General features: G+C 63.0%; 21 protein-coding genes. 13 read left to right on the forward strand and 8 right to left on the reverse strand.

Going from position 1 to position 17,492, the window contains the following annotated elements:
* Positions 1-86 precede the first annotated feature (86 nt).
* From Q1M04_RS04815 to Q1M04_RS04835, 5 genes are all read left to right on the forward strand, one after another.
* Positions 87-800 (forward strand): M23 family metallopeptidase, encoded by a 714-nt coding sequence (locus tag Q1M04_RS04815; protein WP_297301191.1) that lies wholly within the window; start codon positions 87-89, stop codon positions 798-800.
* Between the two features lie 112 nt (positions 801-912).
* Complete coding sequence (locus tag Q1M04_RS04820) at positions 913-1,170, forward strand: TIGR03905 family TSCPD domain-containing protein (RefSeq protein WP_293280962.1); 258 nt, start codon at positions 913-915, stop codon at positions 1,168-1,170.
* Positions 1,171-1,187: 17 nt separating this feature from the next.
* A complete protein-coding gene (locus tag Q1M04_RS04825) occupies positions 1,188-2,318 on the forward strand; it encodes a glycosyltransferase (RefSeq protein WP_297997283.1) in 1,131 nt (376 codons plus the stop codon).
* A gap of 102 nt (positions 2,319-2,420) precedes the next feature.
* Positions 2,421-2,861 (forward strand): cell wall hydrolase, encoded by a 441-nt coding sequence (locus Q1M04_RS04830; protein WP_204791567.1) that lies wholly within the window; start codon positions 2,421-2,423, stop codon positions 2,859-2,861.
* A 12-nt stretch (positions 2,862-2,873) separates the two neighbouring features.
* Positions 2,874-3,656, forward strand: coding sequence for a hypothetical protein (locus Q1M04_RS04835; protein ID WP_297997280.1), 783 nt, complete (start codon positions 2,874-2,876; stop codon positions 3,654-3,656).
* A 73-nt stretch (positions 3,657-3,729) separates the two neighbouring features.
* Here the strand turns inward: Q1M04_RS04835 and rpsI are convergent, their stop codons facing one another.
* The 4 genes from rpsI to Q1M04_RS04855 form a co-directional block, all read right to left on the reverse strand.
* On the reverse strand, positions 3,730-4,134 hold the full coding sequence (gene rpsI / locus Q1M04_RS04840) for a 30S ribosomal protein S9 (protein WP_293280468.1): 405 nt from the start codon (positions 4,132-4,134) through the stop codon (positions 3,730-3,732).
* Between the two features lie 14 nt (positions 4,135-4,148).
* Positions 4,149-4,580: a 50S ribosomal protein L13 gene (gene rplM / locus Q1M04_RS04845; RefSeq protein WP_293280466.1), complete on the reverse strand. Its 432-nt coding sequence runs from the start codon at positions 4,578-4,580 to the stop codon at positions 4,149-4,151.
* 231 nt (positions 4,581-4,811) lie between these two features.
* Positions 4,812-5,075 carry a pro-sigmaK processing inhibitor BofA family protein gene (locus Q1M04_RS04850; protein ID WP_293279203.1) on the reverse strand — a complete coding sequence of 88 codons (264 nt, stop codon included), beginning with the start codon at positions 5,073-5,075 and terminating at the stop codon, positions 4,812-4,814.
* Entirely contained in the window at positions 5,066-5,323 is a 258-nt protein-coding gene (locus Q1M04_RS04855) for a DUF2508 family protein (protein ID WP_204791055.1), read from the reverse strand. The genes Q1M04_RS04850 and Q1M04_RS04855 overlap by 10 nt, the downstream gene beginning before the upstream one ends.
* 77 nt (positions 5,324-5,400) lie before the next feature.
* On the opposite strand from Q1M04_RS04855, the gene Q1M04_RS04860 reads away from it, so the two are divergent.
* A complete protein-coding gene (locus Q1M04_RS04860; protein ID WP_293279206.1) occupies positions 5,401-5,853 on the forward strand; it encodes a nucleoside deaminase in 453 nt (150 codons plus the stop codon).
* Positions 5,854-6,171: 318 nt separating this feature from the next.
* Here the strand turns inward: Q1M04_RS04860 and Q1M04_RS04865 are convergent, their stop codons facing one another.
* Complete coding sequence (locus Q1M04_RS04865; protein WP_297293772.1) at positions 6,172-6,855, reverse strand: DUF2461 domain-containing protein; 684 nt, start codon at positions 6,853-6,855, stop codon at positions 6,172-6,174.
* Positions 6,856-7,014: 159 nt separating this feature from the next.
* Here Q1M04_RS04865 and Q1M04_RS04870 point away from each other — a divergent pair, with 159 nt between their 5' ends.
* A complete protein-coding gene (locus tag Q1M04_RS04870; RefSeq protein ID WP_366131571.1) occupies positions 7,015-7,533 on the forward strand; it encodes a nitroreductase in 519 nt (172 codons plus the stop codon).
* 73 nt (positions 7,534-7,606) lie between these two features.
* Here the strand turns inward: Q1M04_RS04870 and Q1M04_RS04875 are convergent, their stop codons facing one another.
* Both Q1M04_RS04875 and Q1M04_RS04880 read right to left on the reverse strand, forming a co-directional pair.
* On the reverse strand, positions 7,607-7,900 hold the full coding sequence (locus Q1M04_RS04875) for a hypothetical protein (RefSeq protein WP_297997273.1): 294 nt from the start codon (positions 7,898-7,900) through the stop codon (positions 7,607-7,609).
* A gap of 38 nt (positions 7,901-7,938) precedes the next feature.
* Entirely contained in the window at positions 7,939-8,883 is a 945-nt protein-coding gene (locus tag Q1M04_RS04880) for a metal ABC transporter substrate-binding protein (RefSeq protein WP_295757777.1), read from the reverse strand.
* A 196-nt stretch (positions 8,884-9,079) separates the two neighbouring features.
* Here Q1M04_RS04880 and Q1M04_RS04885 point away from each other — a divergent pair, with 196 nt between their 5' ends.
* The 6 genes from Q1M04_RS04885 to Q1M04_RS04910 all read left to right on the forward strand — a co-directional run bounded on the left by Q1M04_RS04885 (position 9,080) and on the right by Q1M04_RS04910 (position 16,566).
* Positions 9,080-9,286: a helix-turn-helix transcriptional regulator gene (locus tag Q1M04_RS04885; protein ID WP_297997270.1), complete on the forward strand. Its 207-nt coding sequence runs from the start codon at positions 9,080-9,082 to the stop codon at positions 9,284-9,286.
* Positions 9,283-9,732 (forward strand): hypothetical protein, encoded by a 450-nt coding sequence (locus Q1M04_RS04890; RefSeq protein WP_297997268.1) that lies wholly within the window; start codon positions 9,283-9,285, stop codon positions 9,730-9,732. The genes Q1M04_RS04885 and Q1M04_RS04890 overlap by 4 nt, the downstream gene beginning before the upstream one ends.
* 165 nt (positions 9,733-9,897) lie before the next feature.
* Positions 9,898-10,530: a TetR/AcrR family transcriptional regulator gene (locus tag Q1M04_RS04895; protein WP_297997266.1), complete on the forward strand. Its 633-nt coding sequence runs from the start codon at positions 9,898-9,900 to the stop codon at positions 10,528-10,530.
* A 105-nt stretch (positions 10,531-10,635) separates the two neighbouring features.
* The gene (locus Q1M04_RS04900) at positions 10,636-12,108 is read left to right on the forward strand and encodes a TolC family protein (RefSeq protein ID WP_297997265.1); all 1,473 of its coding nucleotides are present in this window, start codon (positions 10,636-10,638) and stop codon (positions 12,106-12,108) included.
* Positions 12,109-12,138: 30 nt separating this feature from the next.
* A complete protein-coding gene (locus tag Q1M04_RS04905) occupies positions 12,139-13,386 on the forward strand; it encodes an efflux RND transporter periplasmic adaptor subunit (RefSeq protein WP_297997263.1) in 1,248 nt (415 codons plus the stop codon).
* Positions 13,387-13,392: 6 nt separating this feature from the next.
* Positions 13,393-16,566 (forward strand): efflux RND transporter permease subunit, encoded by a 3,174-nt coding sequence (locus Q1M04_RS04910; protein ID WP_297997260.1) that lies wholly within the window; start codon positions 13,393-13,395, stop codon positions 16,564-16,566.
* 52 nt (positions 16,567-16,618) lie between these two features.
* Here Q1M04_RS04910 and Q1M04_RS04915 read toward each other — a convergent pair whose 3' ends face one another.
* Positions 16,619-17,488, reverse strand: a complete 870-nt coding sequence (locus Q1M04_RS04915; RefSeq protein WP_297997259.1) for a DUF3298 and DUF4163 domain-containing protein — start codon at positions 17,486-17,488, stop codon at positions 16,619-16,621.
* Positions 17,489-17,492 lie beyond the last annotated feature (4 nt).

Consider the following 17,492-nt stretch of genomic DNA (forward strand, 5'->3'; position numbering starts at 1 on the left):
GTTCCAGAAAGCGGGGACGGTATAATTTTTCCTGTCCCCGTCCATACTTCCCTCAGACTTATTTCTATTGAGGGAGGAACTCTTGCATGGAACACAAATTGAAATCCGTCCTCAGCGGCACGGGCTTTTATCTCCTGCTGGCCGTCTGCCTGATCGCGGCGGCGGTGAGCGGCTGGTTCCTGCTCTTTAGCGGGGACAAGCCCGACGAAGAGCAGGCGGCGCCCACGGAGACGGTCAGCGCCCCGGTGGAAAGCGCCTATATCCCGGAGCCGGAACCGGAGGACGAGGAGCCCCCGGTGGAGGCCTCCGCCCCGGTTCCGGTGGAGGTGGAAATCGTTCCCACCATGCCGGAAGTGCAGGTGGACGACACGCCGGTGATGGCGGAACCCCCCAAGCTCATCGTGGAGCCCTTGAAGGGCGAGGTGCTGATGGCCTTCTCCATGGACCAGCTGGTCTACAGTCCCACCCTGGCGGACTGGCGGACCCATGACGGCGTGGACATCTCCGCCAAGCCCGGCACCACCGTGCTGGCGGCCACCGCCGGCACCGTTTCCTCCGTGGAGGACGATCCCCTGATGGGCACCACCGTGGTCATTGAGCACCAGGGCGGGTATGCCACCACCTACTCCAACCTTCAGGCGAGGCCCACGGTGGAGCCGGGGGACCTGGTCACCGCCGGGCAGATCATCGGCGCGGTGGGCGCCACCGCCTCCGCCGAGGCCGCCCAAAGCCCCCACCTCCATTTTTCCGTCACCCAGGACGGGGAGGCGGTGGACCCCGGCGAATTCTTAAAGAGCTGAGCCAAAAAGGCGGGCCCTCCGGGGCTTGCCTTTTTCTCATTTCTATGCTATGGTATATAGGTTAAACGACTGTCCGCCGTCTCCGGCGGCTTAAAAAGGAGTGGGCACCAATATGAAAACTTATACCTTCCAGCCCCGCGGCGTCTGTTCCCGGGAAATGCGGGTGGACCTGGACGACCAGGGCGTCATTCAGGATCTCCAGGTCATGGGCGGATGCAGCGGCAACCTCCAGGGCATCTCCGCCCTGGTGAAGGGCATGACCGCCCAGGAGGCCGTCCGGCGTTTGAAGGGAATCCGCTGCGGGGCCAAGAGCACCTCCTGCCCGGACCAGCTGGCCCTGGGGCTGGAGCAGCTCCTGGCTCAGGGCTGAGAGGGCCGGCGGGAAATATGAAAATCGTCTTGGTCATCGACCAGTTCGACGACGCCAACAACGGAACCACCATCAGCGCCCGGCGCTTCGCCACGGCCTTGAAGGAGCACGGGAACGAGGTCCGGGTCATCGCCACCGGCAAGCCCACGGACTACAAATACGCCGTCCGGCAGATGCGGTTCCTCCCCATTGTGGAGCACCTCATCACCAGCCAGGGGATGCGCCTGGCCATTCCCAACAAGCACGTTTTCGAGAAGGCGGCGGCCTGGGCGGACGTGGTCCACTTCATGATGCCCTCCCCCCTGGCCATCATGGGCCTCAAGCATGTGGAGCGCCTGGGTATCCCTCACACGGCGGCATTCCACTGCCAGCCGGAGAACATCACCTTCACCCTCCACATGGGCAACAGCAAACGGGTGAACGACTTTGTCTACACCAAGTTTCGGGACACCTTTTTCAACCGTTTCACCCACATCCACTGCCCCAGCAACATGATTGCCGATCAGCTCCGCCAGCACGGCTATACCGCGCGGCTCCACGTCATCTCCAACGGCATCAGCCCCCGGTATACCTATGGGCGGGCCCCTCAGGAGGACTGGATGCGTGGAAAGTTCAACGTGCTGATGGTGGGCCGCTACGCCGGGGAGAAGCGCCAGGACGTGCTCATTGACGCCTGCGCCCAGTGCCGCCACAAAGACGGCATCCAGGTCATTCTGGCAGGCAAGGGGCCCCTGGAAAAAAAGTACCGGCGTCTTGCGGAAAAGCTCCCCAACCCCATTGTCATGGAATTTTACGAGCCGGACCGCCTGCTGGAGATCCTCCACATGGCGGACCTGTACGTCCACACCTCCGACGCGGAGATTGAGGCCATGAGCTGCATGGAGGCCTTCGCCTGCGGCCTGGTGCCCGTCATCGCGGACTCCCCCCGGTCCGCCACGCCCCAGTTCGCCCTGGACGGGCGGAGCCTGTTCCCCGCCGGGGACGCCGCCGCCCTGGCGGAGAAGATCGACTGGTGGGTTGAGCATCCCGAAGAGCGGGAGGAAATGGGGAAGCGCTACGGCGAACACGCCGGGCGGTACGCCCTGGACCGCTCCATTGAACAGGCGGAGGAGATGTTCCGCACCGCGATTCAGGAACAAGGGAAATAACGAGGAAAGCCCCGCCGGAAGGCGGGGCTTTCTGCTTTTCCCGCTGTCACCAGCGGCCCCCTTTTCGCGTATGCTGAACCAGCGACAAAGGAGGAATGCACCATGGCATATTCCGACCGGGAGCTGCTGGCGCGCCTGATCGAGTGTGAGGCGGGCGGCGAGGGGGAAAACGGCATGAAGGCCGTGGCAGGGGTAGTGATGAACCGGGTCCACGCCCGGGGCGGCGAGTACGCCCGGGTAGGCCAGGGCAGCATCCGAAACATCATCTTTCAGCCCTATCAGTTCGTCTGCGCCAGCGAGACGGAGGGGGGCGCCTACAACCCCCAGAACATATACAACATGCGGCCCGAGGCCATCCACTACGAGATCGCCGACTGGGCCATCGCCGGGAACCGCCTGCCGGACGTGGCGGAGTCCCTTTGGTTTTACAATCCCTTCGGCCCCGACTGCCGGCCCTTCTTCCCCACCGGCGTGGGGTACTGGCAGACCCGTATCGGCGACCACTGCTTTTATAATCCTACCGACGCATACTATAAAACTTGAGAGGTGTCCATCATGCCCAACACGAGCTATATGTCCCAGCCCCTGACAGACTGGTCCTCTGAGATCAGCGCCCCCCAGACCGCCGCCTCCCCGGCCCCCGGGATGACAGGCCCGTTCCAGTATCCCCCCGCGCCCATGCCCGCCGATATGCCCCCGGCCTTCCAGTTCCCCTCGGCGGGGACTTCCTCCGGAAGCTCCGGCACGCCCGCGCCGTCCCGTCCCGCTGCTCCTCCGGCCCCTGCCGCTCCAGGTTCTGCGGGTTCCGCCGCTTCCACAGGCACCACGGGCTCTACCAGCTCCAGCGGCTCTACGGGCTCCACGGGTTCTACGGGTTCTACGGGCTCTACCGGCTCCACAAACTCTGCAAACGCCGCCGGTTCCACGGGTCCGGTCTCTTCTGTTCCGGCGGTCCGCCCGCCGGCCCGGCATCCCGCCCACAATGAATTTGCGGGCAGCACCGGGGACCTGGACCTCCAGAACCACCAGCCCGCCGAGGTCATTGAGGCTCCCACCACCACCGGAGAGGCGTTTCTGGGTTCCCTGAAGGCCATGCTGCTGCGGAACCGGGGGAACTTCGTGGCGGCCACCCTGCTCATCGGCACCCAAGGCACCATGGTTTGGGAGGGCATCCTCCACGAGGTGGGGAACGACTACTTCATCATCTACCAGACGGGCCGCCAGCGCTATATCCTCTGCGACATCTATGCCCTGAAATACATGGAGTTCTATGACACCAAGCAGCGGGAGCTCTGCGAGCACCTGCTCCAGGAGAATGGCTCCCAGGGCTTTTGCTGAGCGCAAAAAAGCAGCGGGACCTCCCATGAGGTCCCGCTGCTGTATGCGGTATAAAATGATTCGCTTTGCAAAATCAGCGCTTGGAGAACTGAGGCGCGCGGCGGGCAGCCTTGAGGCCGTACTTCTTGCGCTCCTTCATACGAGGGTCGCGGGTGAGGAACCCGGCCTTTTTCAAGATAGGGCGGTTGTCCTCGCTGGCCAGCAGCAGGGCCCGGGCGATGCCGTGGCGCAGGGCGCCGGCCTGGCCGGTGACGCCGCCGCCGGTGACGGTAGCCACGATGTCCATTTTGCCGGTGTTGCCGGTGGCCTCCAGGGGCTGGCGGACCACCATTTTCAGGGTCTCCAGGCCGAAGTAATCGTCGATGTCCCGGCCGTTGATGGTGATGCTTCCGGTTCCGCCGGGGAACAGGTGGACCCGGGCGACGGAGGACTTCCGGCGTCCCGTACCATACAGATAAGGCTTCTTAGACTGATACATACGCTTCCTCCTCCTTATTCAGCGTCCAGGGCGATGGGCTTCTGGGCCTGCTGCTTGTGCTCGGCGCCAGCATAGATGTGCAGGCGCTTCAAGGAATCCTTAGCCACGGTGTTCTTGGGCATCATGCCCCGGACGGCCACCCGCATGGCAACCTCGGGCTTCTCCTGCATCAGGATGCGGTAGGGGGTCTCCTTCAAGCCGCCCACCCAGCCGGAGTGGGTGCGGTAGATCTTCTGCTCGCCCTTTTTGCCGGTGAGCACCGCTTTTCCCGCGTTGATGATGATGACATTATCTCCGCAGTCGGCGTGGGGCGTGAAGGTGGTCTTGTTTTTGCCGCGCAGCAGATCGGCGGCCCGGACGGCGGTCTTGCCCAGGGGCTTTCCGGCGGCGTCCAGGATGTACCACTTGCGCTCAATGTTGGCCTTGTTTGCCATAAAAGTGGACATGGTCTTTCCTCCATCAGTATATTTTCCATTTGGTCTTACAAATCAAACGCTCCTTACGGAGCAAGGTTATTTATACCATGGCTTCCCGGCAATGTCAACAGGATTTTTAACCAGCGCCGTATATACTCTAAGTTTCTATCAAAATCTTCGATTATCTCCTAAATGCTCGATCTCTAATTTAAATTATCCGCTTAGAAAAAACCGGCCCCGGAGGGACCGGCCTATGTATTTCTACAGCACCCACTGCACCAGCAGCAGCAGGACAAAGCCCGGAAGCCCCAGCACTCCGATCACCAGGGCGTTCCAGACGTTGATCCCCAGGGCGATGCCCGTCACTCCGGCGGTGGCGTTCACCGCCCAGAGAGCCAGGAAGCCCAGCAGGGTGTTTGCCAGCACCTTCACTGCCAGCTTCAGCGGCGCGCTGAACACCCGCAGCAGGGCGATGAGGAAAAACCCCGCCAGCAGAGCGGCGATGATCTTCTGATTCAAGTCCATGCCGCTTCGCCCTCCAGCCGGGGCAGGAAGCTCTCCGGGCTCCGCTCCTTGATGGCCCGGATGAGGTAATTGCACCGGGCCTTTTCCGCCTTGATCTGATAGATGCAGGACTCCACCAGCTCCGGGTCCACCGCCTGGTCGAACCGCCGGTAAGCCAGGGACAAATCCCCCCTGGCGCTCTGGAGCTCCTCTTTCAGGGCCAGCAGCTCCGGGTCCTGCCGGGTTTTTTTCAAGAAAGTGGTTTTCATAGCGTTGTCCCTCCTGTATAATACTTTATATGGCGAGTCTGGACAAATATGCCAGTTTTCATACAGGAGGGTCCCCCATGCAGGAAATTTTTATGAGACAGGCCCTGGCCCTGGCCCGGGAGGCCGCCGCAGCCGGGGAGGTTCCCGTGGGCTGCGTCGTCGTCCGGGAGGGCGTGGTGGTGGGCCGGGGACGGAACCGCCGGGAGGAAAAACGCTCCGCCGCCTCCCACGCCGAGATGGAGGCCATCGCCCAGGCCAACGCGGCCCTGGGCTCCTGGCGGCTGGACGAGTGCGAGCTCTATGTCACTCTGGAGCCCTGTCCCATGTGCGCCGGGGCTATTCTCAACGCCCGCGTCGGCCGGGTCTGGTTCGGGGCCCGGGACCCGGCCTTCGGGGCCTGCGGCGGCGTGACCAATCTCTTTATGGAGGACTTCCCCCACTCCCCCGCCCTGGTGGGCGGCGTGCTGGAGGAAGAGTGCCGGCAGGTCCTGTCCGATTTTTTCGCCGGCCTGCGCAGCCGCGTTCATTGACCGGGCCATGCACGCGGGAAGCCTGGGAGGGATTTCCCGTGCCATTTCAGCTATAGGCTTTTTGACTCGCTGGAAAATCTATCCAATTTTCTCGGCCGGCGTCCCGCGAATTTGGTTGACATAAGATTTAAGACTTTTGTAACAATTGATGCTGGTTTCCTTAACAACTCTCCTGTATCTTAATACTTGCAAGAGACAAAACTTCTTTTCATCCAATCTTCCAAACAATAGGGAACAGGGCCAGCTGAAAGGCTGGCCCTGTTCCCTATTGCCCTGTTTCAAGGAAGCCGCGGCGGAGCCACGGGGCCCCGGGCCGTTTCAGCCCGCTTCCCGAGGGTCCGGGTCCCCGTCCAGCGTCACGAAGTAATCATAGTAAGGCAGCAAAAATTCATACCCCCGCTTCAGCCGGTCCACAATCGCCCGGGAAAACAGGTCCTCCGTCAGCTTCTCCTCGTGGCGGATCACAAAGGACTTCGCCTGATACCAGGGCTCCAGCAGCGCCGAGGGGGCCGGGCCCTTGGACCGCTTGTAGGCCTCCGTCTCCAGCTGGAATTCCTCCTGCTTTTCCAGGGCCCGGGTCAGGGCCTCCATGGTCTTGGGGTCCCGGTCCAGCCGGGCCCGGAGCTTCGCCATGGTCAGGGCCTTGGGGAGGTAATACCCCATGCCGTAGGTCCAGCTCTCCGGCATCAGCTCAAACCAAAAGGTGGGCTTGGCCGTCCACTGCTCCGCGGGCTCCTCCACAGAAAACCACAGGCTTTCCTTGTAAGGCCCCCGGCCGTGGAGGCGGCGGGCGTCCCGGTAGATGCGGGTGACCTTGTTGATGAGGTCGTAGTCCGGGCGCTTGTCCCGGATAAAGGCGTAAATCTCCGCCCCCAGGGCCTGCATGGGGCGGTAGAAGTGATGCAGATAGATCTCCTTGTGGGCCTCGAACCAGGCCCGCTCGTTGTTAAAGCGGATGCCCCACATGAAGTCCACCGTCTCGTCGGTAAAGCCGGTAAACATGGCCTTCCTCCTTTTCTGCGGTTGAAAATTGAGAGCAGTATACCACAAAAGGGAGGCCCTGGCAAGGGCCCCGGTATGGACTTCCGGCCCAAGAGATGGTATGATGAAGTTATGCTTCCAATTCATAAATTGATAAAGGAGGGTCCGGCGTTGGAAAACGTGTTGGAACAGCTCAGGAACCGGAGAAGCGTCCGCAAATACAAGGCGGACATGGTGCCCCAGGAGATTCTGGACCAGATCATCGAGGCGGGGCTTTACGCCCCCAGCGGGAAGGGCCAGCAGAACACCATCATCATCCAGGTGACCGATCGGGCGCTCCGGGACAAAATTGTGCGGATGAACTGCGAAATCGGCGGCTGGGAGGCGGGCTTTGACCCCTTCTACGGCGCGCCCGCCATGCTGATCGTCCTGGCGAAAAAGGATTGGCCCAACCGGGTCTACGACGGCAGCGTGGTCATGGAGAACCTGATGGTGGCGGCCCATGCCCTGGGCGTGGGGAGCTGCTGGATTCACCGGGCGAAGGAGGAGTTTGAAACGCCCTGGGGAAAGGAGCTGCTGAAGTCCCTGGGCATTGAGGAGGACTATGAGGGCATCGGCCACTGTGCCCTGGGCTACGCGGAGGGCGAGACGCCCAAGGCGGCGGCGCGGAAGGACGGCCGGGTATACTACATTAAATAACTGCCCGCGTCCGCGCGGCAGAAAACCGGCTGAACGGGCAGGCGGCCCTCCTGAAAGGAGGGCCGCCTGTTTCCTATTCCGTTTCCGGCGGGTAGGGAATCCGGTAGGGCTCCGTCCCCCTCTCCGCCAGCTTTTGGCTCAGCCAAGCCTTTAAGGCGGCGACGCCCTCCTCCGTCCAGGGAAAGGTCTCCGTCTCCGCGTTCTTCGCCAGCTCAAAGCAGACGTTCTCGTACACCCACGCCTGGATCTCCCCGTCTCCCATCCAGCCGGTGCGCTGGAAGCGGTAGCGGAAGGTCCCCAGGCTTCCGGGAAACACCGCCGCCCGGGTGAAAAAATCCAGGGTCAGGAAGTCAAAGGCGTTGTCCATGCGGCGTCCTCCTTTTCATAATCGGTACGTTCTAAACATCACATGTGTTCCCGCAGGGCCTCCAGGTTGGCCCGCATCAGGGAGAGGCAGGTGGCCCCCGCCTCCAGGTCCGCCCGGCTTACGTTGTGGCAGGTGTGGAACTGGGCCGTCTCCACCCCGGCGGCCTCGGCGATGCTGTCCGCCACCAGGTGGTTGGAAAACTCGATATACCAGACGGCGGGCAGGCCCTCTTCCCGGACCTTCCTTGTCAGAAAAGCCACCGTAGCCGCCGAGGGCTCCGTCTGGGCTCCGCAGCCGGGAAAGGCGGCGTAATAGTCCAGATCATAGGCCTCCGCGAAATACAGCAAAGGGAAGCGGTCGCCAAAGACGATGGTCCGGTCCGGCAGAGTGTCGAAGAAGGCGGCGAAGTCCCGGTCCAGCTCCTCCAGCTCCAGGGCGTAGGCCTCGGCTCCGGCGGCGTAAGCCTCCCCGTTCGACCGGTCCAGGAGGGCCAGCCGCTGCCCGATAATCCGGGTGACGGCGGCGGCGTTCCGGGGGGCGGTCCAGACATGCTCGTCCATGCTCAGCACCTCACCCAGGTGATCGTGGCCCTCCTCATGGTCATGGCCCCCCTGCATCCCCTCCACGGTCTCCTCCTCCAGAAGGTCCACGCAGTCAATCATCCGCAGCACGTCCCCCCGGGGCTCGATGGCGGAGAGGATGGTATCCACCCAGGCGTCGGACTCGCCGCCCAGGTAAATGAAGAGGTCGCAGCGCTGGACCCGGAGGATGTCCGCCGGGGTGGGCTCGTAGGAATGGCTCTCCGCCCCGGGGGGCAGCAGCAGCGTCACGTCCGCCAGCTCCCCGGCGGCAGAGCGGGCGAAGTCATAGGCCGGGAAGACGGTGGCGACGATTTGCGGCCTTTCCGAATCCTCCGGCGGCAGGTCCGGGCCGCAGGCGGTCAGAAGCAGCAGGGCGCAGAGGGCGGGGAAGATTCGTTTCATGGGCGGTCCCCTTTTCCGTTCAGCAGTTTCTCTATGATACTACAGGGCCGGGAAAATTGCAAGGCGGGGGAAATTTATGTAAAGGACCCTTGACAAATCGCCCGGGCTGTGGTAGCTTATTGGTAAAGGAAGCTTTACATATCAGGAGACGGCCGCTCTTATTTGTAAAGGGACCTTTCCACGAAAGGAGGCGGCTATGAAGAACCGCGTGGAAGAGCTGCGGAAAGGCCGGGGCCTGCGGCAGGAGGAATTCGCCAGGGCCATCCGGGTTTCCCGGCAGACCGTCAGCTCCATCGAGACCGGGCGCTACAGCCCGTCGCTGGAACTGGCCTTTGCGATCTCGGATTTTTTCGGACTCCCCATTGAGGAGATTTTCATTCACGAAAGGAAGGATATGCCATGAAGAAGAGGGAACTCTGGTTCGGCCTGGGTATGATTGCCGGGGGAATCCTGTTCCTGCTGGCGGCGCTGCTGCTGGAAACGCCCCTGGACAGCCTGTTCTGCGGCTTTTTCGGGGCCTTTACCGGCCCCGGCGTCATGCAGGTCTACAAGTACGTCAAATGGACCAAGCTGGAAACCGCCGACTCTTACCAAAGGCACCTGGAGGAGGAGCAGATCGAGCTCCGGGACGAGCGGAAATCCATGCTCCGGGACCGGTCCGGGCGCTATGCCTATGTCCTGGGGATGCTGCTGGCCTGCGCCGCCATCGTGGTCTTCTCTATTCTGGGGAAGCTGGGTGTGGTGCCGGAGGAGGCGGCGGAGCTGCTGATCTATTTCCTGGCGGCGTTCCTGCTGGTAGAGTTTACGGCCGGCATCCTGATTTACAAGCGGCTGGAGACGCGATATTGAGGGCCAGGGGCCGTCCCGGAAGGGACGGCCCCAACACTTCTTTATTCACAGAAACTTAACGCCCCCGGAGGCACAAAACGGTTGACAGGGCCGTTAGCCCTGACTATAATAAGTGACAGCTTGTCACAAAATGACAGGATGTCATTTTTGCTATGGGGGATTCATATGTGTACAGAGACCTTCCTCCGGCTGCCGGAGGAAAAGCGGCGCCGCTTTCTCGACGCCGCTTGGGCGGAGTTCGCCGGGGCCCGCTTCACCGACGTCTCCGTCAATCAGATTGTCCGCCGGGCGGGCATCCCACGGGGGAGCTTTTACCAGTACTTCTCCGATAAGGAGGACCTGTTCGCCTACCTCCTGGAGGAGGTGCGGAACCACATCAAGGAGGAGTACCGCCGGATTTTGAAGGCCAATGGCGGGGACATCTTCCAGGCGCAGCTGGACTGCTTCGACCGCTTTACCGCGCAGGAGACGGCCCTGGACCCCATGATGAAACGGTGCATGAATTTCGTTCGGAATAACCAGGGGCTGGACATTCAAAAGTTCCTCCCCACCCGGCCGGGCCAGCGGCTGCTGGACGGCATCTGGGACCTGACGGACCTCTCCGGCCTCCGGGACCCCAGCCCGGAGTATGGGCGCATCGTCTTCTGCCTTTTGATGGCGGCCCTGGGCAGCGCCTGTATGGACGCCATGCTCTGCCCGGAGGACCGGGCGCTTCACCGGGAGGAGCTGGCCGTCAAGCTGGAAATCGTCAAGCACGGCAGTTTGAGAATCGCGGAGAATTCTGAAACTTTTTCTTGACCTTCCCCCAGGTGGAAGGTGTATAACAAGAAAAAACGCCCCTGGAGCGGAGGCGCTCCCATACCTGGGCGAATGGAAACCATACATATCTGTAAGGAGGACCCCATGAAAAAGCAATGGATTGCGCTGCTGCTGACGCTGGCCCTGGCGCTGCCGCTGTGCGTGATACCCGCCCTGGCCCAGCCGGGCCCGGAGCCGCCGCCCCAGGCAAAGGCGGAGGAACCCCGCCACGACGCGGATCCCTCCGGGGATGCCGGGGACTCCGCCGGAGACGCCGGAGAGCCGGAAGCCCCCGAAGCCCCCGAAGAGACGGAGGCCCCTGACGCCCTCCCCCCCGCCGGGCCCAGCAGCAGCCCTATCGTCGTGCGGCCCGACGGCACGCCGGAAGCCTCCGCCGGAGGCAGTACGATGGACGATGAGCTGGCCTTCACCGGAGAGGACGATTTCCGCTATCTGGCCTTTGAGGACCTGCGGGACCGGGTGCTGGAGGGCAGTTTGACCGCCAAGATGCTGCAGGAGTCCATCGCCTCCATTGACGCCATGGACTACACCGACATGTACCAGAGCCTGAACGCCCAGATGACCAGCCTGGAAGCGGCGCAGATGATGTACGCCCAAATCCCCGTCGCCAGCGAAATGGAGGGGGCCATGCAGGGCTATATCATCTCCAACCTGGCCAGCTCCTATGCCAGCCTCAGCGCCACCGTGTCGGACCTGGCCTCCGGCAAGCTCCAGAAGGATTCCGCCGCCGCCAGGAAGCAGCTGAAAAACGCCCAGGACCTCACCGTGGTGGGGGCCGAGTCCCTCTACTTCGCCATTTTGGAGCTGGAGCAGACCAAGGGCACCCTCCAGCGGAACCTCACCGCCCTGGATCGAAGCCTGAAGGAGATGGAGCTCCGCTATGAGCTGGGGCAGGTCTCCGCCCTGACCCTGGAGCAGGTGCGCAACGGCCGGGCAGCCTTACAGAGCAATCTCAGCACCCTGGAGATGAACCTCCGGCGGTGCAAGCTCCAGATGCAGTCCATGATCGGGGCCAGCCTCAACGGGTCCCTGGTCCTGGGCCCCCTTCCGGCGCTGAGCCAGGGGCTGGTGGACTCCATGGACTACAAGCCGGATCTCTCCGAGGCCAAGACCCGCAGCTACGACCTCTTTGCCGCCAAGAAAAAGCTGGACGAGGCGGACGACTCCTATGAGGACACCCGGGAGAGCTACGCCCAAAATACATACAACGTCCGCAGCGCCCGGCACACCTATGAGGCGGCGCTGTACGAGTACAAGATGGCGGAGCAGAGCTTTGAGATGAACTTCCGCAATGCCTTCGACTCCGTGAAGGACTACCAGCAGGTGCTGAACTCCGCTCAGACCTCCCTGGCCTTCCAGGAGAGCACCTATGCCTCCATGGAACTGAAATACCGCCAGGGGAACCTCTCCCGCAACGCCCTTCTGGATGCGGAGGATGAGCTGACGGAGGCCAAGGACGCCGTGGAAACCGCCCGGCGGAACCTGTTCACCGCCTACCGGACCTACTACTGGGCCGTCAACTACGGCGTGATGAGCTCCGGCCAGTCCGGGACTTAACGGCCAGCGACGATGATTTGGAGGAACTACATGACAAAGAACAGAATCCTGGCGGCGCTGCTTGCCGCCGTGCTGGCGCTGTCCCTGACCGCCTGCGGCGGGGCGGACGAAACGCCGGAGGAAGAGCCCGCCAACCCGGGCGTGGCCGTCCAGGTCCAGGAGATCGGAGCGGACACCATCTACACGGAGAACACCGTCTCCGGCCAGCTGCTGGCGGAAGACCAGTCCACCATCATGGTGGCCGTCAGCGCCAAATGCACCGCCGTTTACGCCGAGGCGGGAGACGAGGTCAAGGCCGGCGACATGCTGTGCACCCTGGATCTCGCCAGCACCCTGGCCTCCCACAACGCCGCCAGCATCAACTACCGCTCCTCCGCCCAGAGCTACAACGACCAGGCGGCGGTGTTTGAAAAGCAGATTGCCCTGGCGGAGAAGAACGTCCGGGACCTGAAAGAGCTTTTTGAGATCGGCGCGGCCTCCCAGCTGGAAATCGACCAGGCGGAGCTCCAGCTTCAAACCGCCGTCGCCCAGCGGAACTCCACCCTCTCCCAGCTGGAGGCGGGGATGCAGAGCGCCCTTTCCAACGTGGAGCAGCTGGACACGGTGCTGGAAAACGTGGATGCCCGGGGCAACGTCATCGCCCCCAGCAGCGGCACCCTGGTGACCATGAACGCCACCGAAGGGGGCTTTATCTCCAACACCGCCCCCCTGGCCGTCATTGACGGGGCGGAGCAGATGAAAGCCGTGGTCCAGGTGTCCGAGGCCCTGGTGCCCAAGCTCTCGGCGGGAGACAAGGCGGACGTGTCCGTCAGCGCCGCGAATCAGACCTTTGAGGCCGCCATCCGCTCCGTGGAGCGGGCCGCCAACATGCAGACCCGGCTCTACACCGTCACGCTGTCCCTGCCCTCCGACACCGACGGGCTGTTGGCGGGCATGTTCGCCGACGTCACCTTCCACACCGACGTGTCTGAGAACACCATCGTCGTCCCCACCGAGGCGGTGCTGACCCGGGGGGACACCCGGTACGTCTTCGTGGTGGAGGACGGCGCCGCCAAATACGTGGAGGTCTCCACCGGCCTCACCGGCAACGGCGTGACGGAGGTCCTCACCGGCCTTTCCGCCGGACAGCAGCTGGTCACCGTGGGCCAGGCGTATCTGACCGACGGCGACCCGGTCCGCGTGGTCTCCGGCACGGACGCTCCGGCGGAGCCGCCGGAGGAAGGCGCGGAATCCGGCGAAGGCGCCGCTGCCGAAGCGGGAGAGGGCCAGGAGGAATAATTGAACATGAGTATCGCCAGAGCAAGCATCCAGCACAAGGTGGCAACCATCCTGGCCAGCATCTTGATCTGCGTCTTCGGATTGATGTTCGCCACCCAGCTCCAAATGGCCCTGATGCCGGAGATGGAGATGCCCATGGCCGTGGTGGCCTGCTATTACACCGGGGCCAATCCCAGCGACATTGAGGAGCTGGTCACCCGGCCCCTGGAGGGGGCCATCATGTCCGTCCCCGGCGTGGACACGATTTCCTCCACCTCCTCCGACGGCGTGAGCCAGATTCAGATCACCTATGTGGACGGCACGGACCTGGACATCGCCGCCACAAAGCTCCGGGAGCAGTTCGACATGGTGAGCCTCCCGGAGGACGCCATGGACCCGGTGATCATCAACATGAACCTCAGCGCCCTGATGCCCACGGCCATGATCGCCCTGGTGGGCGAGGACCTGAGCCAGCTCCAGACCCTGGCGGAGGACCTGGTGGTCCCCGCCCTGGAGCGGATCAACGGCGTGGCCCAGGTGACGGTGAACGGCGGCGTGGAGCAGCAGATCGCCGTGGAGCTGGACCCCACCCGGGCGGCGGGCTACGGCCTTTCCGCCTCCTACGTGTCCCAGTTCCTGGCGGGGCAGAACCTGATCTACCCCGGCGGGAGCCTTGAAAACGGGTCCAAAAAGCTCACCGTCTCCACCGACGCCAAGTTCCAGACCGTGGACGACGTGCGCAACATGATCCTCTCCCTGCCCACCGGCGGCGCGGTGCGCCTGGCCGAAGTGGCAAATGTCACCCTGGAGGACAAGGACATGGACGCCATGGCAAAGTCCGGCGAGGCCGCCTGTGTGGTCCTCCAGGTCTCCAAGCAGTCCGCCGCCAACGAGGTCTATGTCTCCGAGCAGGTGGTAAAGCGGCTGGAAAACCTGAAGACGGAGAACCCAAGCCTCCGCTATTCCGCCCCCTACCTTGCCAGCGACTACATCAACCAGACGGTGGACGCCGCCTATCAGAACATCCTCCAGGGCGTGCTGCTGGCGGCCGTTGTGGTGCTGCTGTTCCTCCGCCGGGGCGGGGCCACGCTGACTATATTCGTGTCCATGCCCATCTGCATTTTGACGGTCTTCGTCCTCATGCGGGCCTTCAACCTGACGCTGAACATGATGTCCCTGGGCGGCATCGCTATGGGCGTGGGCATGATTGTGGACAACTCCATCGTGGTGCTGGAAAACATCTACCGCTTTTCCGCCGAGGGCCGCAGCCGGGCGGACGCCTGCATTGAGGGCACCAAGGAGGTCACCAGCTCCGTCCTGGCCTCCACCCTCACTACCGAGGCGGTCTTTGTCCCCCTGGCCCTTACCGGCGGCATGGCGGGGATGATGTTCAAGGATTTCTGCCTGACCATCGCCTCCTTGATCTTTGCCTCCCTGGTCATTTCGCTGACCCTGGTGCCCCTCCTCTGCTACTTCACCCTGGACGAGGAGAAGGTCCGCCGCCGTCAGGAAAAACTGGCCGGGAAGCAGCCCGGCCCCTTGAAGCGGCTGATGGAGAAGATCGGCGCCTTCTACCTGAAAACCCTGGACTTCTTTGTCCATCACCTCTTCCTGGGCATGGCGGCCTCCTTTGCCCTGGTGGTCCTCTTCGGCATCACCCTGGTCAATACGAAGATGGTCCTCATCCCCGACATGGACCAGGGGCAGATCTCGGTCAACGTCAGCATGCCCATCGGCTCCCAGCTGAACGAGACCTCCGTCATTGCCGACCGGGTCACCGCCATTGTGGAGGCGGAGGTGCCGGAAGTTGAGGAGATGTTCTACATTGCCTACAACGAGTCCGTTACCATGATGCTGGATATCGGCTCCAAGTCCCAGCGGGCCCGGGGCAGCAACGACATTGCCATCGCCCTCCGGGCGGCGGTGCAGGACATTGCCGGCTGTGAAATCACCGTCTCCGCCTCCGACGCGGATATGATGATGGGCGGCGGCGGAGACATCGCGGTCAACATCGAGGGAGACGACTACGATACCCTGGCCTTCCTGGCGGACGACCTCATTTCCCAAATCGAGGCCCTGCCCGACGCGGTGAACGTGAAGAGCTCCCTGTCCGACGAGGTGCCCCAGGTGAAGGTCTCCGTAAACCGGGAGGCCGCCGCCCAGTACGGCCTCACCGCCGCTTCCATCGGCCAGGCGGTCCGGTCGGAGCTTACCGGCTCCACCGCCACAAAAGTGACCATCACAGGGCGCGAGCTGGACGTGGTGGTCCGGGGCGGCGGCGCGGCGGCGAAAAGCCTGGACGCGCTGAAATCCATGGGCGTGCCCTCCGCCATGGGCGGCACGGTGCCCCTGGGCTCCGTGGCGAACGTCGCCATCGAACAGGCGCCCCAGACCATCGTCCGGTCCAACCAGACCCGGCAGGTGACCATCTCCGGCGACTCCGTCAGCGGCGACACCGCCGCCATGACCGCCGCCGTCTGGGAGATTCTGAACAACTACACCTTCCCCCAGGGCTACGCCGTGGAGACCGACGGCTCCTATGAGACTATGATGGAGAGCTTCGGCGATCTGCTCATTGCCCTGGCGGCGGCGCTGCTGCTGGTGTATTTCGTCCTGGCGGTGCAGTTTGAGAGCTTCCTCATGCCCGTCATGGTCATGCTGATTCTCCCGGTGGCCTTTACCGGCTCCCTCTTCGGCCTCCCCGTCACGGGGCGGGACCTCTCCATGCTGTCCCTGGTTTCCATCATCATGCTGGCGGGCACGGTGGTCAACTCCTCCATCATTCTGGTGGAGTACATCAAGATCCGCCGGGCCCGGGGCGAGGACCGGGAAACCGCCATCCTCCACGCCTGCCCCCTGCGGGTGCGGCCCATCCTGATGACCACCCTGACCACCATCCTCGCCATGGTCCCCATGGCCATGGGAATCGGGGAGACCAACGAAATGATGTCGGACATGGGCATTACGATGATCGCGGGCATGGTGATCTCCACCATTGTAACCCTGGTGTTCACCCCGGTGTACTATTCCGTCATCGACAACCTGAGCCACATCTTCCGCCGGAAGCACAAGGGGGAGAAGCCCCCGAAAAAGCCCCGGAAGCCCCTCTTCGGGCGCAAGGTCAAAGAAGAGCTTCTTTCCGAGGCGGCTCCCGAGACCCCGGCCCCCGAGGCGGAGGCCGTCCCTGCGGAAATCACTTAAATTCCATGAGAAAGCGGGCCGCCCCGGAAAGGGCGGCCCGCTGTTCTTTTCCTTATCCGGCGGTTTCCCCGGCGGAGGCCGCTTCCAGCCCCAGCAGCGCCTTGCCGTGGGGTCCCAAATGGGGCGACAGCTCCTCATAGGTCAAATGGAACGTCTGGGGCCCGGCGGCATAGGCGGCCAGCTCATAGGGGGAGAAGCCCACGGTCATGCCCTCTTCATCAAAGCTGATGGCGTAATTGAGCCAGTCCGCCAGAATATCCTCGTAATCCTCCCAATAGAGGTCCTCCAGCTTTTCTCCCAGCACCTCGTCCGCCTCCCGGACCTGCCGCACCAAGGCTGACCGGACGTATTCCCGGAGGTCCCCTCCCTCGTCCAGGATCTCCGGCTCAAAGAACTCCCCAGCCTCCAGGTCGAAATTCCAGCTCATCAGGATGTGGTTGGGATGAGCCCCGCCGGTGTAGGTGCTGTAGGTTCCGGAAACGCTGACCAGGGTTTCCGTCTGATAGACGGCGCACCACAAATCGTCGGTATACGTCATGGGCTCCAGCCCCGACTCGTTCCGGAAGGCCCGGTCCTCCTTGGCGCTTTTCGCCAAAGTCTGAGCGTTGCCCTTCCAGGGGTCAAAGCGGGCATTGAAGGTCTCCGCCGCCGCCAGGGCCCGGGCCTGACCCTCTGTGGCGGCGGTCTCCAGGACGCTTCCGTCCGCCGCCAGGGCCTTCATCACCGGCAGCGCGTAGGAGCACTCCACCAGCGCCGCGCCATCCTCGTCCCGGACGGTTTCCTCGTACTCCTCCAGCTCCACCGAGAAGGAGAACGTCTCCGGGGGCAGGTCCGGCAGGGCGTTTTTCACGTTGGTCAGCGTCTCCCCGGCGCAGCCCACCAGGGAGCTCAGCACCAGCAGCAAAGCGATCATGGTACTCATGGGG

Source organism: uncultured Oscillibacter sp. (assembly GCF_950073225.1).
Classification (GTDB): Bacteria; Bacillota; Clostridia; order Oscillospirales; family Oscillospiraceae; genus Oscillibacter.

Coding starts and splice junctions, on each gene's coding strand:
- Q1M04_RS04815 (WP_297301191.1), top strand. CDS start 87: ATGGAACACAAATTGAAATCCGTCCTCAGCGGCACGGGCTTTTATCTC.
- Q1M04_RS04820 (WP_293280962.1), top strand. CDS start 913: ATGAAAACTTATACCTTCCAGCCCCGCGGCGTCTGTTCCCGGGAAATG.
- Q1M04_RS04825 (WP_297997283.1), top strand. CDS start 1,188: ATGAAAATCGTCTTGGTCATCGACCAGTTCGACGACGCCAACAACGGA.
- Q1M04_RS04830 (WP_204791567.1), top strand. CDS start 2,421: ATGGCATATTCCGACCGGGAGCTGCTGGCGCGCCTGATCGAGTGTGAG.
- Q1M04_RS04835 (WP_297997280.1), top strand. CDS start 2,874: ATGCCCAACACGAGCTATATGTCCCAGCCCCTGACAGACTGGTCCTCT.
- rpsI (WP_293280468.1), bottom strand. CDS start 4,134: ATGTATCAGTCTAAGAAGCCTTATCTGTATGGTACGGGACGCCGGAAG.
- rplM (WP_293280466.1), bottom strand. CDS start 4,580: ATGTCCACTTTTATGGCAAACAAGGCCAACATTGAGCGCAAGTGGTAC.
- Q1M04_RS04850 (WP_293279203.1), bottom strand. CDS start 5,075: ATGGACTTGAATCAGAAGATCATCGCCGCTCTGCTGGCGGGGTTTTTC.
- Q1M04_RS04855 (WP_204791055.1), bottom strand. CDS start 5,323: ATGAAAACCACTTTCTTGAAAAAAACCCGGCAGGACCCGGAGCTGCTG.
- Q1M04_RS04860 (WP_293279206.1), top strand. CDS start 5,401: ATGCAGGAAATTTTTATGAGACAGGCCCTGGCCCTGGCCCGGGAGGCC.
- Q1M04_RS04865 (WP_297293772.1), bottom strand. CDS start 6,855: ATGTTTACCGGCTTTACCGACGAGACGGTGGACTTCATGTGGGGCATC.
- Q1M04_RS04875 (WP_297997273.1), bottom strand. CDS start 7,900: ATGGACAACGCCTTTGACTTCCTGACCCTGGATTTTTTCACCCGGGCG.
- Q1M04_RS04880 (WP_295757777.1), bottom strand. CDS start 8,883: ATGAAACGAATCTTCCCCGCCCTCTGCGCCCTGCTGCTTCTGACCGCC.
- Q1M04_RS04885 (WP_297997270.1), top strand. CDS start 9,080: ATGAAGAACCGCGTGGAAGAGCTGCGGAAAGGCCGGGGCCTGCGGCAG.
- Q1M04_RS04890 (WP_297997268.1), top strand. CDS start 9,283: ATGAAGAAGAGGGAACTCTGGTTCGGCCTGGGTATGATTGCCGGGGGA.
- Q1M04_RS04895 (WP_297997266.1), top strand. CDS start 9,898: ATGTGTACAGAGACCTTCCTCCGGCTGCCGGAGGAAAAGCGGCGCCGC.
- Q1M04_RS04900 (WP_297997265.1), top strand. CDS start 10,636: ATGAAAAAGCAATGGATTGCGCTGCTGCTGACGCTGGCCCTGGCGCTG.
- Q1M04_RS04905 (WP_297997263.1), top strand. CDS start 12,139: ATGACAAAGAACAGAATCCTGGCGGCGCTGCTTGCCGCCGTGCTGGCG.
- Q1M04_RS04910 (WP_297997260.1), top strand. CDS start 13,393: ATGAGTATCGCCAGAGCAAGCATCCAGCACAAGGTGGCAACCATCCTG.
- Q1M04_RS04915 (WP_297997259.1), bottom strand. CDS start 17,488: ATGAGTACCATGATCGCTTTGCTGCTGGTGCTGAGCTCCCTGGTGGGC.